At 58.5% G+C, this 16,375-nt stretch carries 13 protein-coding genes; 6 read left to right on the top strand and 7 right to left on the bottom strand.

All coding sequences use genetic code 11. The features are described from left to right. Positions 1-26: 26 nt before the first annotated feature. The 3 genes from ACODS3_RS04680 to ACODS3_RS04670 form a co-directional block, all read right to left on the bottom strand. Positions 27-1,313, bottom strand: coding sequence for an NTP/NDP exchange transporter (locus ACODS3_RS04680; protein ID WP_489033480.1), 1,287 nt, complete (start codon positions 1,311-1,313; stop codon positions 27-29). Between the two features lie 79 nt (positions 1,314-1,392). Further along, positions 1,393-1,725, bottom strand: a complete 333-nt coding sequence (locus ACODS3_RS04675) for an antibiotic biosynthesis monooxygenase (RefSeq protein WP_489033478.1) — start codon at positions 1,723-1,725, stop codon at positions 1,393-1,395. 322 nt (positions 1,726-2,047) lie between these two features. Beyond that, complete coding sequence (locus ACODS3_RS04670) at positions 2,048-3,217, bottom strand: PQQ-dependent sugar dehydrogenase (protein WP_489033476.1); 1,170 nt, start codon at positions 3,215-3,217, stop codon at positions 2,048-2,050. A gap of 301 nt (positions 3,218-3,518) precedes the next feature. Here ACODS3_RS04670 and ACODS3_RS04665 point away from each other — a divergent pair, with 301 nt between their 5' ends. The 5 genes from ACODS3_RS04665 to ACODS3_RS04645 all read left to right on the top strand — a co-directional run bounded on the left by ACODS3_RS04665 (position 3,519) and on the right by ACODS3_RS04645 (position 10,968). Then, entirely contained in the window at positions 3,519-4,223 is a 705-nt protein-coding gene (locus ACODS3_RS04665) for a heavy metal response regulator transcription factor (RefSeq protein WP_201017591.1), read from the top strand. Then, positions 4,220-5,608 (top strand): heavy metal sensor histidine kinase, encoded by a 1,389-nt coding sequence (locus tag ACODS3_RS04660; RefSeq protein ID WP_304573971.1) that lies wholly within the window; start codon positions 4,220-4,222, stop codon positions 5,606-5,608. Before ACODS3_RS04665 ends, ACODS3_RS04660 begins: the two co-directional genes overlap by 4 nt. Before the next feature lie 198 nt (positions 5,609-5,806). Continuing rightward, positions 5,807-6,544 carry a hypothetical protein gene (locus ACODS3_RS04655; RefSeq protein ID WP_489033473.1) on the top strand — a complete coding sequence of 246 codons (738 nt, stop codon included), beginning with the start codon at positions 5,807-5,809 and terminating at the stop codon, positions 6,542-6,544. Between the two features lie 82 nt (positions 6,545-6,626). Next, complete coding sequence (locus ACODS3_RS04650) at positions 6,627-7,805, top strand: efflux RND transporter periplasmic adaptor subunit (protein ID WP_489033471.1); 1,179 nt, start codon at positions 6,627-6,629, stop codon at positions 7,803-7,805. A 7-nt stretch (positions 7,806-7,812) separates the two neighbouring features. Continuing rightward, complete coding sequence (locus ACODS3_RS04645) at positions 7,813-10,968, top strand: efflux RND transporter permease subunit (RefSeq protein WP_489033469.1); 3,156 nt, start codon at positions 7,813-7,815, stop codon at positions 10,966-10,968. Between the two features lie 223 nt (positions 10,969-11,191). Here the strand turns inward: ACODS3_RS04645 and ACODS3_RS04640 are convergent, their stop codons facing one another. The 4 genes from ACODS3_RS04640 to ACODS3_RS04625 form a co-directional block, all read right to left on the bottom strand. Next, positions 11,192-12,211, bottom strand: coding sequence for a transketolase family protein (locus tag ACODS3_RS04640; protein WP_201001883.1), 1,020 nt, complete (start codon positions 12,209-12,211; stop codon positions 11,192-11,194). Next, positions 12,208-13,068, bottom strand: coding sequence for a transketolase (locus ACODS3_RS04635; RefSeq protein WP_201001882.1), 861 nt, complete (start codon positions 13,066-13,068; stop codon positions 12,208-12,210). Before ACODS3_RS04635 ends, ACODS3_RS04640 begins: the two co-directional genes overlap by 4 nt. A gap of 17 nt (positions 13,069-13,085) precedes the next feature. Continuing rightward, positions 13,086-14,390 (bottom strand): MFS transporter, encoded by a 1,305-nt coding sequence (locus ACODS3_RS04630; RefSeq protein ID WP_201001881.1) that lies wholly within the window; start codon positions 14,388-14,390, stop codon positions 13,086-13,088. 93 nt (positions 14,391-14,483) lie between these two features. After that, entirely contained in the window at positions 14,484-15,233 is a 750-nt protein-coding gene (locus ACODS3_RS04625) for an SDR family NAD(P)-dependent oxidoreductase (protein WP_489033466.1), read from the bottom strand. Between the two features lie 186 nt (positions 15,234-15,419). Here ACODS3_RS04625 and ACODS3_RS04620 point away from each other — a divergent pair, with 186 nt between their 5' ends. Beyond that, positions 15,420-16,337 carry a LysR substrate-binding domain-containing protein gene (locus tag ACODS3_RS04620; protein ID WP_489033464.1) on the top strand — a complete coding sequence of 306 codons (918 nt, stop codon included), beginning with the start codon at positions 15,420-15,422 and terminating at the stop codon, positions 16,335-16,337. The last annotated feature ends 38 nt before the right edge of the window (positions 16,338-16,375 follow it).

Below are 16,375 nucleotides of genomic sequence, written 5' to 3'. Positions count from 1 at the left end.
TCGAGGCTTGCTGCACGACCTGAAAATCAGGATTTCTCATGGGCTACCTGTGTGTCGACAGACGCCCTTTCCCGGTGCCGTCTGGATAGCCAGAGGCACAACGCGCCCCACAGACCAGCGACGGGCACGATGACGATGGCCAAAGCGCCAAAACCTGCGCCCAACGCCGTCAATCCAACGGACAACCAGCCACTGGCCGCATCGCCACCCCGGTACACCAGGGTTTCGATCACATTCTTTGCCTTGTATTTTTCCTCGCGGGTGACGACGGTCCAGAGCACTTCACGGGCTGGACGCACCACGGCGAATTCGATGGCGCGACGCAAGCCCTGCGCCAACGCAACAGTCGCAGGAACGGGAGCCATGGCCATTGCAGTAAACGCCACGATGGTCGCCAGCGGCAGCGAGATCAGCGCGCCACCGACACCGACCAGCCGGATCAGCGGCCCCGTCAGCAAGAGCTGGAAAATCAGGGTCAGCGCTGACACGACCAGATCAATGATGGCAAAGAACCGGGTTCTGCTGCCCACATCCGAGTAACTGCCGGCAACAATCCGGCCCTGCTCGAAATACAGGAAAGTGGCTGCCGTGGTATGCAAGAGCATGAACAAGACCAGCCCCAGCAGATAAGGCGAGCGCGAAATCAGCGTGATGCCCGCCAGCACACTGCCGCCCATGCTTCGCTCACTCTGCAACGGGCTTATGGATTGCGCCTCGGTGCGAGACAGAAGCCCCCGATAGCAACGCACGGACAGTTCAAGCAGCAACGCCGCTGCAAAGGTCAATGCCAGCGGCCCTAGCCTGGTCGCCATTCCCGCAGCGAGTAACGGGCCGACGAAAGTCCCCAGGGTTCCTCCCGCCGCCACGAAGCCGAACAGTCGTCGACCTTGCTCGCTGGAGAATCGATCTACCAGCACACTCCAGAAAATGGAGACGATGAACAGGTTGTAGACGCTGATCCAGACAAAAAACACCTGCCCGACTCTGACTGGCGCAACCCGGTTGGCAATCAGCACACCGAATATCAGCATCGTCAACGCAACGAGCCGATAGATCAAAGGCACGAAACGTTTCGCAGGCAGGCGGGAAACCAATGCGCCAAATAACGGGACCATCAGCAGCATCACCAGGAAGGTCGCCGTAAACAGCCATTGCAGTTTGTCGGCACCGCCCTCCAGCCCCAAGGCATCACGTAGAGGGCGTACCAGGTAATAGCTGGCCAGGACGCAGAAATGAAACGCGAACCCCAGCAAAAGCGCAGCTCGCTCGGACGGCTGGACGTTTGTCCATTTGAATGCCTTGGCAGATATCAAAACCCGGTACCAAGCGCTGAAACGGGTGAATGAATAACAAGAGACATGGCGAAAGATCCTGTACGGGTCATGTGGGCACTCAAGACAACACCGGCTGCGCCTGCACTCGCGCAACCGTATTGAAAGCGCTGAACAACAGCGCGCGGGAGTGGTGTTGGCGGGCCAGTTGAAACAGGTCCGGCTCTATGGCTTGAGCTTTCTCAATCGCTTGCTGGCCCTGATTTACGGAGGACCACAGAAACTGCATGAGCACTCTGTCGCCCGCCTCACTGACATTGACGTGAGCACTGATGAATCCCGGATAAAAACAGGTAAAACGTTCAGCGCGAGCAATCAATGCCGCCGCCAGATCCTGAGCGTGAAGCGGATCGACGAACTGACTGAACAGGGAATCGTGAGTTGAAAGGCTCATGAGCGGTCTCCAAAAGGCAGTCTTTGGGGCCAGGATCACTCAGCAGAAACTCAGATCCCGTGCAGCCTGACGCAGTATCCTGCGCTGAAGGCCTGATCGATTGCCTGATCGGCGCTATTGATTGCTCGATTCAACGGAGTTTTACTCGCCTGCTCCGAAAAACAACAAAGATTACAAATCATTTCAAAGTGGCAGAGTGCCCAAAACGACGGGACAGCTCATCGCTCCAGCACATGGAAGGTATAGTCAATCAGCACCCGACCAGGCAAATATCCCGCCAGCGCATTGCCCTTCCATTCGGGCGAGACTTGCCATTAGTACGTCACTGATGGTCGGGCCTGAGATTGACCAGCATCCCTCCAGTCCCATCCTCTACCAGCCAGACAGCACCATCAGGCGCCACGGCGACATCGCGGATTCGCTTGCCTAGGTTCCAGCGGTCCTCTTGCCTGGCAATGCCGCGCTGATCAATGGAAACCCGGATGAGGCCGGTTGCCGACAACGATCCGATCAGCGCAGAGCCGTTCCACTCAGGGAACAATGGGCCGCTGTAAAAACTCATGCCTGCCGGAGATATGACCGGGGTCCAGAATAGCGCCGGGCCAGCGAACTCGGGACGTCTGTCCTGATCATGGTCCGGTATTGGCGAGCCGCCGTAGTTGTCGCCGTTCGAGACTACCGGCCAGCCGTAGTTTCTCCCTGCTTGCAGCAGGTTGAGTTCATCACCACCCTGGGGTCCCATTTCATGCTGCCAGAGCTTTCCATCAGCTGAAAAAGCCAGTCCGTAAGGGTTTCGATGCCCGCTGGTCCAGATCTGGGCCCTTACCCCGCCCCGGCTTGCCATGGGATTGTCAGCAGGTGTCGTGCCGTCGAGGTCAAGACGAATCACTTTCCCCAATGCAGAGTCCAGGTCCTGGGCCGAGTCGGGGTGGCGTCTGTCACCTGAGGTCAGAAAAAGGTGCTGGCCGTCAGGAGAGAACGCGATGACCCCGCCCGGCTGACTCCCCATGGCTTTGGGCTCCTGCCGCCAGATGACCGTCAGATCCTTCAGCGCAGCGCCCTGCTCAGTCTCATCCAGCCGGCCTCGGGCCAATGCGAGTCCGCTGCCTCCCGTTACCGGCTCAACAAAACTCAGGTAGATGCTGGAGTCCTGGTCAAACGTGGGTGAAACCGCGACGTCGAGCAACCCGTTTTGTCCGCCGTACTGAACCTGCGGAACACCTTCGACCTCCTTTTTTACGCCATCCTGGGTGGTAATAAACAGGCGACCTGCCTTTTCGGTGACCAGAAGCCGGGAATCAGGCAGGAACGCGATTGCCCTGGGCTCCCTGAATGCGGCAACCGGCGTTACCGAAAACGGGCGGGAAATACTGGGTTGCTGCTGGCCGGCATTCGGGGCACTTTTTGCAAATGATGGCGGTGCAATCAGAGCAAGAAATCCGCTGACGAGTATCAGGTGATGACGAGGGCGTTTACTTCCAAAGCTTCTCATAGAGCTCCATGACTCGCTGACGACGCGATGCAACTGGGTGAGTATTGAGGCCCGAATTTAAGATTCCGTCGCTGACGGCAAGGTGACAGTTAACTGACGGCAAACCGACAAAGTCATTTTCCGGCAAGGCACACACCCCTGTGCCTGCTGCTGATGTCATGCTGCCGGGCAGCGATTACTGACAAAAATGTCAGGTAGCGGTCAGGTTGTAGACATGCATCCCCTCTACCCTGTAATGCTGATAATTCCCCTTATTCGAAGCAGCCGACTGCCATGCAAGGCTGCGCACCAGGAGTACAGAATGCGTCTGCTGATGGTTGAGGATGAAGAAAAGACATCCTCCTATGTTCATCGCGGTCTGAGCGAGCTGGGCTATACCGTCGACATTGCCAGCAATGGCATCGACGGTCTGCATCTGGCCGTGGAGATCGATTACGACGTCATCATTCTCGACATCATGCTGCCAGGCAAAGATGGCTACGGTGTTCTGGAAGGCCTGCGCCAGAAGAAGAAAACACCGGTCATCATGCTGTCCGCGCGAGGCACTGTAGATGACCGGGTCCGGGGGCTCAGGGAAGGTGCCGATGACTATCTGGGCAAACCCTTTTCATTTGCCGAACTGGTCGCCCGCATCCAGGCGCTGATACGTCGCAGCAGCGATGCGATAGACCTGACACACATCCATATCGACGATCTGGAAGTGGACCTGCAAGCCCGCAAGGTCATGCGCGGAGGCATTCGCCTGGACCTTACCGCCAAGGAGTTCGCCCTGCTGAGCCTGCTGGCTCGGCATCAGGGTGAAATTCTCTCCAAGTTGATGATCGCCGAGCAGGTATGGGACATGAACTTCGACAGCGACGCCAATGTAGTCGAAGTAGCAATCAAGCGAGTGCGGGCCAAAATCGACGCGCCTTATCCAAACAAGTTGCTGCATACCGTGCGCGGCATGGGCTATGTACTGGAAAAGCGCGAAACCCCAGGCATCAAAAGTAGCGTCACACCATGAAACTATCGATCTCGAAACGGCTGGCGCTGCTGTTTGCTCTGGCCATGGCGCTCATCATGTCGGTCAGCGCGGTCCTGCTGCGCAACTCACTGAAAGAATCGCTTCAGGGCCAGATCAGCAATGAACTGGCTCTGCGCCATTTCATGCTGGACCCCGCTGTCGCCAAGTACGAGAGCCGCGCAGACTGGATTGGCCTGCACAAAAAACTGGACGACCTTACGCCGTCGGACAAACGTGTGCGCCACTGGGTCCTGGCCGGTGACACCTATTTCAGCTATGGCGGCCCCATGCCGGACGGCAAGGACTGGTCCAGGCACCCCGATGGTACGGCAGTGATGGATATTGCCGACAAGAACCGGATGTTCCTGATGATCAAGACCATTCCGGCCTCGGCGATTCGTCCGGAACTGCGCTTTATCATCGGCCTGGACTACATGCCCTTCTGCGTTACGCTGGGGGAGTTCACCCACACCCTGATCATGACCTCGGCCTGGGCAATGCTTCTGGCGGCGCTGGTCGGTTACTGGGTAGCACGGGTGGGTCTGGCACCGGTGCGCAGGCTCAGCCAGCAAGCCAACAATCTGCCTCCCGGCGACTCGAAAAAACGCCTGGACACCACGGCACTGCCCAATGAACTGCAAGAGCTTGCGACCTCGTTCAATGGTGCATTGAGTCGGCAGGAAGCGGCATGGCAACAACTTGAAGGCTTCAATGCGAACGTGGCCCACGAACTGCGCACGCCACTGACCAACCTGATAGGCCAGACCCAGGTCGCACTGGCCCATGATCGTGATATCAATGAGCTTCAGGATCTTCTTCAGTCCAACCTCGAAGAGCTGGAGCGCATGGGCGGTATCGTGAACGACATGCTGTTTCTTGCAGGTGCCGAGAGCGGCGAGAGAATCACCGAACTGAGTGAGGTTTCCCTTCAGGAAGAGTCCTCCAAGACAGTGGAATACCTGGAGCCGGTACTGATAGAAAAGAATCTGGTTCTCGCCATTCACGGCGACATGCGGATCCAGGTAGACAAGCGCCTTTTTCACCGCTCCCTGGCCAACCTCCTGCAAAACGCAGCACGATACGCCCCGGTCTCCAGCACGCTGACCATCAATCTCGCCCGCAAGGAAAAACATGTCGAGATCAGCGTCTCCAACGTGGGCGAGCACATAGACAATACGCATCTGCAGCGCCTGTTCGAGCGTTTCTACAGGGCCGATGCCGCCCGCGCCCGAAGTGACTCGCATCACGGCCTGGGGCTCTCCATTGTCCGCGCTGTTGCGTCCATGCATGGCGGTATCGTTTTTGCCCGAAGTGAAAACGGCCTCAATACTTTCGGCTTCTCGGTAATGATCGACCCGCCTACCTCAAGAATGGCACCTGTCTGACCCGATCCCCCCGACTTGATCAGCCTGGCGTTTGACATGTTCCTGTCAGCCGCCAGTCACTCTGACGTCAGTTCCTCCTCTCTAAAGTAACCACATGATTGCTGCTCTGATGCCTGCGTGAAAGACGCGCTATCAGTGCCAGTGAAGGGGCTAGCGTCTGGCAGAACCTCTTGCCATCAGCCGGAAGGAGAAACGCATATGAGCCACCCTGATACCCACGATAGCGTCCTGACCCCATTCAAATGGCAACCTGTGCCTGACAGTAATCAGGGCAGGAAGAATTTTCTGCTGTCCGTATTTGCCGAGCAGCGCTCGGTTGCAGAGAGGACAGCTTGCGGCAATATCGATCAGAAAGACTATCTGCTTGCCTTGATCGACAAGGCATCGAAGCCATCGACCTTCGATGCCGATCGACTTCGCCATGTCATCACTGAAGCGGCGGACAAAGGCCACTGGGGCAAGCTTTCACGAAAAGGAAGAGCACAGGGCATCGCCGCACACTACGACTCATCGACATACATGGCGGTGGTACTCGATGTAGAGGTGAGTGATGAGGGTCGCTTGATCATTCATGAAGCTGTGATTGCTGCTGACCTCGGCCCGCTTGAAAGTCCAGGACGCATGCGCTCACAGCTTGAAGGCGCTTGCCTGATGGGCGTAGCGCTTGTGACGTCATGCGATATCGGCCCGACCACAAGTCACCCATACCCGGTGGATGCCAGTCGCAATAGCTGGCCGCTCGTGTCCTTGTTACCCAGGCAAATCGCGGTACACCTGATAGATGCCGATCAAGACCTCAATGCCTGCCAGCCTGGCCAGGTGAGTTACGTACCCTTCGTGCGGGCCTTGTGTAATGCCATCGTCAACGCGATGGGCAGCCGTACTCACCACTTGCCATTCAAAAGCCGTTCGATCGAAAGAAATAGAGGAAGTTGATACCCCGTTCGCTATCCGCACGCCGCTACCGCTTTTCCCCTTAATCCCCCTGTCCCATGAATCCCTCAACGGAGCTATATCCATGAGCATTCGAGTTGCGAGAGTACCCAGGCTCCTGTTGTTCATCGCCCTTGCTTCAAGTGCAGGTATTGCAGTCTGGTACACCCCGATGCTGTCAGGCTCCAGCACACCGCCGGCAGCGGCGGCTGCTCCGGTAGCTGTCGCCGTGATGCAGGTAAAAAAGAACACGATACGGACCTGGGACGATTTTTCAGGGCGCCTGGAAGCCGTTGATCGCGTGCTCATACGTCCTCAAGTGGCTGGCCAGATCAAGGAAATCCGTTTTCAAGAAGGTCAACTGGTCAAGCAAGGGGATGTTTTGCTGACCATTGACGCCGCGGTCTATGCCGCCGCAGTTGCACAGGCAGAAGCTCAGGTCGCCTCCGCCAGAGCACGCAAGCTCTACACCTCGGGTGAGGCCGAGCGAGCACGAAAACTGTGGCCTGCCCGGGCCATTGCCCAGAACATTCTGGAGCAGCGCGAAAACGAGGCGCTGGAGGCTGATGCACAGTTGAAGGCCGCTCAGGCCAACCTGCGGCTGGCGCAGATAAACCTCGGCTACACCGAGGTACGAGCACCTATTTCGGGTCGGATCGGACGTCGCGAAGTCACTACGGGGAATCTGGTAGCCGCAGGCCCGGAAGGTCCTGTGCTGACGACTCTGGTATCGGTAGATCCGATTTACCTGAGCTTTGACGCCGACGAACAGGCGGTCGTGCGAGCGCTCGATACATTCTCCCAGCGCGATCAACTGGCCAATGTTCCCGTGCGCGTCACCGGCCAAGGCTTCCAGGCCACCGAAGGCCGCTTGCAGTTACTCGACAACCAGATCGACCCACAAAGCGGCACGGTGCGTATGCGCGCCGTGCTGGCAAATCCAGACGGGCAGCTTGTGCCTGGCCAGTTCGCCCGCTTGCAAATAGGACAGGTGCAAGCCCGTGAGGCCATTCTGGTAGAGGAACGATCAATTGGTACGGATCAGGATCGACGTTACGTACTTATCCTTGATGACCAGAACAAGGTCAGTTATCGGCAGATCTCGCTTGGAGCGCGGGTCGATACGCAACGCATCGTGACCTCGGGGCTGGCTGAAGGCGACCGCATCATTGTCGATGGTATGCAACGTGTGCGTCCCGGAGCGCTTGTAACGCCTCAACCCGTTATCGATAACAGCTCATCCCTCGCCTCCAACAAGATCTGAAGCCCAGATGAATATTTCAAGGTTTTTCATCGACCGTCCCATCTTCGCCGCCGTCCTTTCGATATTGGTGGTCGTAGCAGGCCTGGTCGCGATTCCATTGCTACCGGTGTCCGAATACCCGGAAGTTGCCCCGCCGACCGTGGTGGTCAGTGCCCGGTTTCCGGGTGCGAGCCCGGAAGTCATTGCACAGACAGTGGCCATGCCACTGGAAGAAGCCATCAACGGCGTCGAGAACATGCTCTACATGAGCAGCCAGGCGACAACCGATGGCCTGCTGACGCTGACGGTGACCTTCCAGCTGGGAACGGACCCGAATCTGGCTCAGCAACTGGTTCAGAACCGGGTCCTGCAAGCGGAAACCCGATTGCCCGAAGAGGTCCAGCGGCTCGGCGTAACCACCATAAAAAGCACGCCCGACCTGACGATGGTGGTACACCTGTATTCGCCGGGTGAACGCTACGACATGGCCTACCTGAACAACTATGCGATCCTCAATGTGCGCGACCGGCTCACCCGTATTCAGGGTGTCGGAAGCATCCAGGTGCGTGGAGCTGGCGAATATGCAATGCGCATCTGGCTGGACCCTCAGAAGCTGAGTGAACGCGGGCTGGCGCCAAGCGATGTCGTGACCGCGATCCGTCAGGAAAACCTTCAGGCAGCGGCAGGCATCATCGGTGCCAGTCCCAGCCCGAGCGATGTCGTTACACAGATGTCGATCAGTGTGCAGGGGCGTCTCAAGGATACTCAGGAGTTCGGCAATATCGTGGTGCGCACCAGCCCCACCGGTGCCGTGACTCACCTGCGCGATATCGCCCGGATCGAACTGGGCAGCGCCGAATATGCCGCCAGGGCACTGATGGATAATCAGCCCGCTGCGGCGCTGTTAGTGACACAGGCTCCCGGCTCCAACACCGTCGAAATCGGCAACGAAGTACGACGGATCATGGCCGAACTGAAACAGCAGATGCCTGAAGGTGTGGACTACCGGATTATTTTCGACCCCACGCAGTTCGTCACCGCTTCCATCGAGGCTGTAACCACCACATTGCTGGAAGCGGTCGCACTGGTGGTGCTCGTGGTGATCCTCTTTCTCCAGACATGGCGTGCCTCCATCATTCCCTTGCTGGCCGTTCCGGTGTCAGTGATCGGCACCTTTGCCGTGATGCAGGCCTTTGGCTTCTCGATCAACACCCTGACGCTGTTCGGCCTGGTGCTGGCCATTGGCATAGTGGTGGATGATGCAATCGTCGTCGTGGAAAACGTGGAGCGCAACATTGAAGCAGGCCTGACGCCCAAGGAGGCCAGTTATCAGGCCATGCGTGAAGTCTCGGGCCCGATCATTGCCATCGCACTGGTGCTGTGTGCGGTATTCGTGCCCCTGGCTTTCAGTAGTGGGCTCAGCGGCCAGTTCTATCGTCAGTTCGCCCTGACAATCGCCATATCGACGGTGATTTCGGCCTTCAATTCCCTGACATTGTCTCCGGCCATGGCCGCCCTGCTGCTCAAGTCCCATGATGCACCCAAGGACTGGCTGACACGGGTCATGGACCGATTTCTCGGTCGATTCTTCCATGGGTTCAACCGGCTGTTCAGCAGAGGTGCGCAAGGTTATGGCACTAGTGTGCGTACAGCTCTGACACACAAGGGATCGCTTCTGCTGATCTACATGCTGCTTGTGGGCGTCACCGTGCTGCTGTTTCGCACCGTGCCAGCCGGTTTTGTGCCGGCTCAGGACAGGACCTATCTGCTTGCGGTTATCCAGTTGCCCGATGGCGCAACCCTGGACCGTACAGAGAAAGTCGTGAGGCAAGCCAGCGACATTGCCTTGCGCCACCCGGATGTTCGCGCATCGCTGGCCTTTCCCGGCATGTCGGTGAACGGCTTCACGAACAGCTCCAATGCGGGCATTGCCTTTATCAACCTCAAGCCCTTCGACGAACGTGTAGGTGAAGCCCATAGCGCCAGGGCAATTTCTGCTGCGCTGGCCCGCGAGTTTTCGGCAATCAAAGAGGCCCGTATCATTCTTTTCAACCCGCCTCCCGTTCGTGGTCTCGGAACGACGGGCGGATTCAGGCTTCAGCTTGAGGACCGTGCAGCACTCGGGTATGCCGCGCTTGACGAAGCCTCCAAGCGCTTCATCGCCGCAGCTTCTCAGGCGCCCGAACTGACCGGCATGTTCTCGAGCTTTCAGGTAAACGTTCCGCAATTGCGGGCGGAGGTGGACCGCGTCAAGGCCAGGCAACTGGGGGTGCCGGTCAATGAAATCTTCAGCACATTGCAGATATACCTGGGCAGCCTCTACGTAAACGACTTCACTCAATTCGGTCGCACTTACACGGTTCGCGCCCAAGCCGATGGCGAGTTCCGCGCCCAGGCAGAGGATGTCGGAGCACTGCGGGTGCGGTCGCAAAGCGGTGAAATGATTCCTCTGGAAACCTTGCTGTCGATCCAGCCCGGCTATGGGCCGGAACGGGCAATGCGCTACAACGGTTACCCCAGCGCCGATGTCAGTGGAGCCGCCGCTGCTGGTTATTCAAGCAGCCAGGCTCGCGAGGCCGTGGAAAGAGTTGCCGCCCAGACGCTACCGCCAGGCATAGCGTTCGAGTGGACCGACCTCACCTATCAGGAAATTCTTGCGGGCAGCAGCGGCTGGTGGCTGTTCCCGCTGGCTGTCCTGCTGGTGTTCCTGGTACTGGCCGCGCTTTATGAAAGTCTGGCCTTGCCGATGGCAATTATCCTCATCGTGCCCATGGCGCTCTTGTCGGCACTCACCGGAGTGTGGCTGACAGAGGGCGACAACAATATCTTCACGCAGATCGGCCTGATGGTTCTGGTAGGGCTTTCAGCGAAAAATGCCATTCTGATCGTGGAGTTCGCTCGGGAACTGGAATTCAATGGCCGCTCACCGCTCCAGGCCGCCATCGAATCCTGCCGCCTGCGGCTGCGCCCGATCCTGATGACATCCGTGGCATTCATCATGGGGGTACTGCCGTTGCTTTACTCGACCGGTGCGGGATCAGAGGTTCGCTATGTCATGGGGGTTACGGTGTTTGCGGGGATGATTGGCGTGACGTTCTTCGGGCTTTTGCTGACGCCGGTGTTCTATGTCGCGATGCGCAAATTGGGTGGCAACCGACCTTTGCATCGGCATGCCAGCCTGTAGAGCTAATGCCAATCAGTCAAGCGGCTGACTTTGAAAATAGGGGGCTGGAATCACAATCCGAGGGAGGAGCATTGGCCGCGACAGCCAGGTTTCAGGCGCTGAAAATGAGTTGCCTGTAAGTTGGTCGTCGCGGCCAAGGCCCCTCCCACAGGTGACATGTATGCCTTTACTGATCGGCATTAGCCTGTAGAGCGCGCCTGCGCAAGGCAGGCGCGCTGTTTGGCTAGAGCCAGGCCTTTATCTGCTGGCTCACCGCGTTGGTTGAAATCCCGTAACGATCATGAAGCGTCGGCAAGGCTCCGGCATCCAGGAAGGCATCCGGCAGGGCAATCTGCCGGAAGGTCGGGGTTACGCCATTACGCAGCAGAACCCCCGCCACCGCTTCGCCCAGGCCTCCGATGATCGAGTGGTTTTCAGCCGTCACCACCAGTCGGCCCGGTTTACGGGCTTCGGCCAGGATGGTCTGCTCATCCAGCGGTTTGATGGTCGGGACATGCAATACCGCCACGTCCACGCCATCGGCCTGAAGCTGTTTGGCTGCTTCAAGGGCGCGCATGGTCATCAGGCCCGTGGAGATGATCAGCACATCGTTGCCGGTCCTGAGGGTTTTCGCCTTGCCCAGCTCGAAGGTGTAGCCGTACTCGTCCAGCACCAGAGGCACGTTGCCGCGCAGCAGGCGCATATAGACCGGGCCCTGGTGAGCGGCAATGGCGGGTACTGCCTGTTCGATTTCCAGTGCATCGCAAGGGTCGACGATCATCAGGTTCGGCATGGCGCGAAAGATCGCCAGATCATCGGTGGCCTGGTGGCTCGGGCCATAACCGGTGGTCAGGCCCGGCAAGCCACAGACGATCTTGACGTTCAGGTTCTCTTCGGCAATCGCCATGCAGATGAAGTCATAGGCCCGACGCGAGGCGAACACCGCATAGGTGGTCGCAAACGGCACAAAGCCCTCACGGGCCATGCCCGCTGCGGCGCTCATCAGCAACTGTTCGGCCATGCCCATCTGATAGAAACGCTCGGGATGAGCCTTGGCGAAGATATGCAAGTCAGTGTATTTCGACAGGTCGGCAGACAGCCCGACGATGTCCGGACGCTGATCGGCCAGCGCTGCGAGGGCATGGCCAAAGGGAGCCGGACGGGTTGCCTGCCCTTCGGAGGCAATCGAGGCGATCATGGCCGAGGTGGTCAGGCGTTTCTTCGGCGCTTCGCTGCCGGAAGCGGTGTTTTTCAAGGTGCTCATACGGTTCTCCCGGTTTCCAGCCCAGCGTCCAGATTGTCCAGTGCAATATCCCATTCGTGCTCGTCGACACGAATGAAGTGGGTCTTTTCACGGGTTTCCAGGAAGGGAACGCCCTTGCCCATGCGGGTATCGCAAATGATGACCCGCGGCTGTGACCCAGTGTGATTGCGCGCCGCATCGAAGGCCTTGACCAGCGCCTCCAGATCATTGCCATCGACCCGCTGGGTAAACCAGCCAAAGGCCTGCCAGCGGTCGACGATAGGCTCGAACGCCAGGATTTCGCTGGAATGGCCGTCGGCCTGTTGGTTGTTCACGTCGACAATGGCAATCAGGTTATCGAGCTTCCAGTGGGAGGCGGACATGACCGCTTCCCAGGTGGAGCCTTCATTCAATTCGCCGTCGGACAGCAGGTTGTAGACAAAGGAAGACGACGCCTTGCGCTTGAGCCCCAGGCAGGCTCCCACGGCGATACCCAGCCCATGGCCCAGTGAGCCACCGGTGATTTCCATGCCCGGTGTATAGGCCGCCATGCCTGACATGGGCAGGCGACTGTCATCTGCACCATAGGTTTCCAGCTCGTCGGCAGGAATGATTTCGGCCTCGATCAGCGCGGCATACAGGGCAATTGCATAGTGCCCGATGGACAGATAGAACCGGTCCCGGCCCTCCCACTCAGGGTCTTCGGGCCGCAGGTTCATGGCGTGGAAGTAGGACACTGCCAGCAGGTCGGCAGCGCCGAGTGCCTGGCCGACATAGCCCTGGCCTTGAACCTGCCCCATGCGCAAGGCATTGCGGCGGATGTTATGAGCACGTTGCGCCAGTGTCAGGGCACCGGTTTGTAAATCAGTAGCAGTCATTCGGGAAACTCCTCAACTTAGCGGTTGACCAAGGCAGCCGGGACACGCAGAACCAGAAAGGCACCAAAGACCAGCACGCAGGTAATCAAGTACATGCCAATGGCACTGGAGCCGGTAGTGGTCGTGATCCAGCCGATCAGATAGGGGGAACAGAAACCGGCAAGGTTGGCGAAACTGTTGACCGCCGCGATTCCAGCCGCCGCCGATACACCGCCCAGCAGCGTGGTGGGCAACATCCAGAACAGTGAAGACGCGGACAGAATTCCGGCAGCAGCCAGGCACAGGCTCATGATCGAAAACAGCAGGTTTCCGCCCATCACTGCCGCCAGGCTCAAGCCAGCAGCACCCGCAATCATCGGGATCACCAGATGCCAGCGCCGCTCGCGATGCTTGTCACCGCTGCGCCCCATCAACAACATTGCGAAGATGGCGCAGATGTAAGGCACGCTGCTCAACAGACCGATGTGCAACGGGTCGGACACCCCGGCATTGCGCACCAGTGTCGGCAGCCAGAAGGTGATCGCGTACTGGCCCATGACCACGCAGAAGTAGATGCCCGCCAGCAACCACAGACGCCGGTCGCGAATAAAGGCACCTGTGGATTCATGGACGACTTTCTGGCTGTTGTCTTCTTCAAGCTCGCGCAGCACCAGCGCTTTTTCATCGTCATTGAGCCAGGTGGCCTGATGCACGCCGTCCTTGAGATAGCCCAGCACCATCAAGCCGACCACAACGGTGGGAATGGCCTCGATGACGAACATCCATTGCCAGCCCGCCCAGCCGTGATAACCGGCAAAGCTGTTCATGATCCAGCCTGACAGCGGCCCGCCGATCATTCCCGACAACGGAATGGCGACAAACCACAGCACCGTCATGCGCGCACGACGATAGGACGGAAACCAGTAGGTCAGATAAAGCAACAGGCCGGGAGCCAGGCCAGCTTCGGCAACACCCAGCAAGAAGCGCAGGACATAGAACTGCCAGGCCGTTTCCACAAAGGCAAAAAGCCCCGAAATGATGCCCCAGGTAATCATGATCCGGGCAATCCAGATCCGGGCGCCGACACGGTGCAGGATGATGTTGCTGGGCACTTCACACAGGAAGTAGCCGATGAAGAACATGCCGGCACCCAGGCCATATACCGCTTCGCTGAGGGCCAGGTCGTTCATCATCTGCAATTTGGCAAAGCCGACGTTGACCCGATCCAGATAGGCGCACAGGTAGCACAGCATCAGGAACGGCATGAGTCGCCAGGCGGTCTTGCGATAAGCGTTGGAACGCACGGTGGTGACCGCGTCCGCAGACAGGGTGGTCGTTGTCATGATGGTCTGATCTCTTGTTTTTATTGACCGCCAGGCTCGTGACCCGGCGGTATCGTCGATACAGAACAGTGCGGGCAAGGCAAGCCCGCAGGTTTAGTGAATCAGCATGCCGCCATTCACATCCAGGGTAATGCCGGTCAGGTACGAAGACAGATCGCTGGCCAGGAACAACGCCGCATTGGCCACGTCCTGAGCCACGCCCAGACGCCCGAGCGGAATGCCTTCGATAATGGCGTGACGACGTTCATCCTGCATCAGGCCGCCGGTGATATCGGTGTGAATCAGGCCCGGCGCGATGGAGTTGACACGCACATTGTCCGGTCCCAGTTCCCGCGCCATGGCCTTGGCCAGCCCCAGCACACCGGCCTTGGCTGCGCTGTAGTGAGGGCCGCCAAAGATACCGCCGCCACGCTGGGCGGAAACCGAAGACATGCACACAATGCTGCCGCTGGCCTGCTTGCGCATGGCCGGGATTACGGCCTGGGACATGAGCAATGTGCCGCGCAGACTGACATCCAGCACCTTGTCGTAATCGCTGCGACCGATGTCGAGGGTCTTGAGTGGCTGGGTGATACCAGCATTGTTGACCAGCACGTCGATACGGCCGAAGTGCTCTAGAACGCGGGCGACTGCCTGAGAGACATGAGCTTCGTCCGCCACGTTGGCAGCAAGCCCCAGATGACCTTCACCCAACGAAGCGGCGGCGTCACGGGCGGCAGACTCGTCCAGGTCCAGAATGACCACGCGAGCACCCTGTTGGGCAAAAGTGGCGGCAGTGGCTCGGCCAATGCCTCGTGCAGAGGCGGCACCGGTGATGATTGCGATCTTGTCTTGAAGAATCATGGGCAGGGTTCTCCTGAATTGTTTTTATTGGATCGACCCAAGTCGAATCGATGACCCAGCTTGTGCCCCACCCCGAACCTGAGCAATAACGCGACTTTCAGCAAGTGCTGAAAAAAAATCAGCACTCGGCAAATGAATCGGTGATATTTGGACGCAAAGAAAAGCTGACCAAGGCCGGATACCCGCATGCATACCCCAGGCGACCCTTCACTCAATCTGCCACCGCTCAAGGCCATTCAAGCCTTTGAGCAGACTGCCCGCTTCGGCAATGTGGCGCGCGCCGCCGAACAGCTCAACCTGACGCCCTCGGCTGTGAGCCATCAACTGGCCAAGCTGGAATCGATGATCGGTCGCCAGTTGTTCCTGCGCACGGCCAGAGGCGTGAGCCTGACGCCTGTAGGCGAACAGTACCTGTCGGAGATTTCAGGGATACTGCACAGCTTTGCCGTGGCCACCGAACGGGCTGCCAGTGATATCAGCCTGGACTGCCTGCGGCTGCATTCGGCGCCTAGCTTCGGCTTCCTGTGGCTGATGCCGCGCCTGGAAAAGTTTCGCCAGAGCCACCCCGATATCCAGCTGAACCTGTCGTGCTCCTACGAATCCCTGCACTTCAGCCGCGACAAGATCGACGTGGATATCCGCCATGGCCTGCCCAACTGGCCGACGCTTGAAGTGCGCACGGTGCGCAACGAACAGATCGCGGTCATGGCCTCACCGGCGCTGCTGGAAAAAAGCCCCGTCCAGAGCGCAGCGGACCTGCTCGACAGCCCGCTGATCCTGTCCGAATCCACCTTGATCAACTGGCCACAATGGTTTGCCCGGCACGGCCTTTCCCGACCGGAAAAGCCCTATCCATTGAGTTTCGACCGCTCATACATGGCCCTCGAAGCGGCCAGTCAGGGTCTTGGCTTTGCACTGGAAAGTACCCTGCTGGCCCAGAAGTATCTGGCCAGTGGCGATCTGGTGGTTGTATCGCCCGAAGAGTTGAGCGCGCCGATTACCGCTCACCATCTGGTATTCCCCAAGGCACATGCCAACTTTCCAAGGGTGAAACGATTTCTGGAGTGGATGCAGGAAGAGTTGGGCGGGGATTTTTCGTATTAGGGACTTTTTCGCGAATGAATTGCTCCTACATCAACCCC

It is taken from the genome of Pseudomonas sp. FG43 (assembly GCF_057809175.1).
The sequence above is the reverse complement of the archived record's forward strand: the minus strand, read 5'-3'. Positions and strand labels throughout refer to the sequence as shown.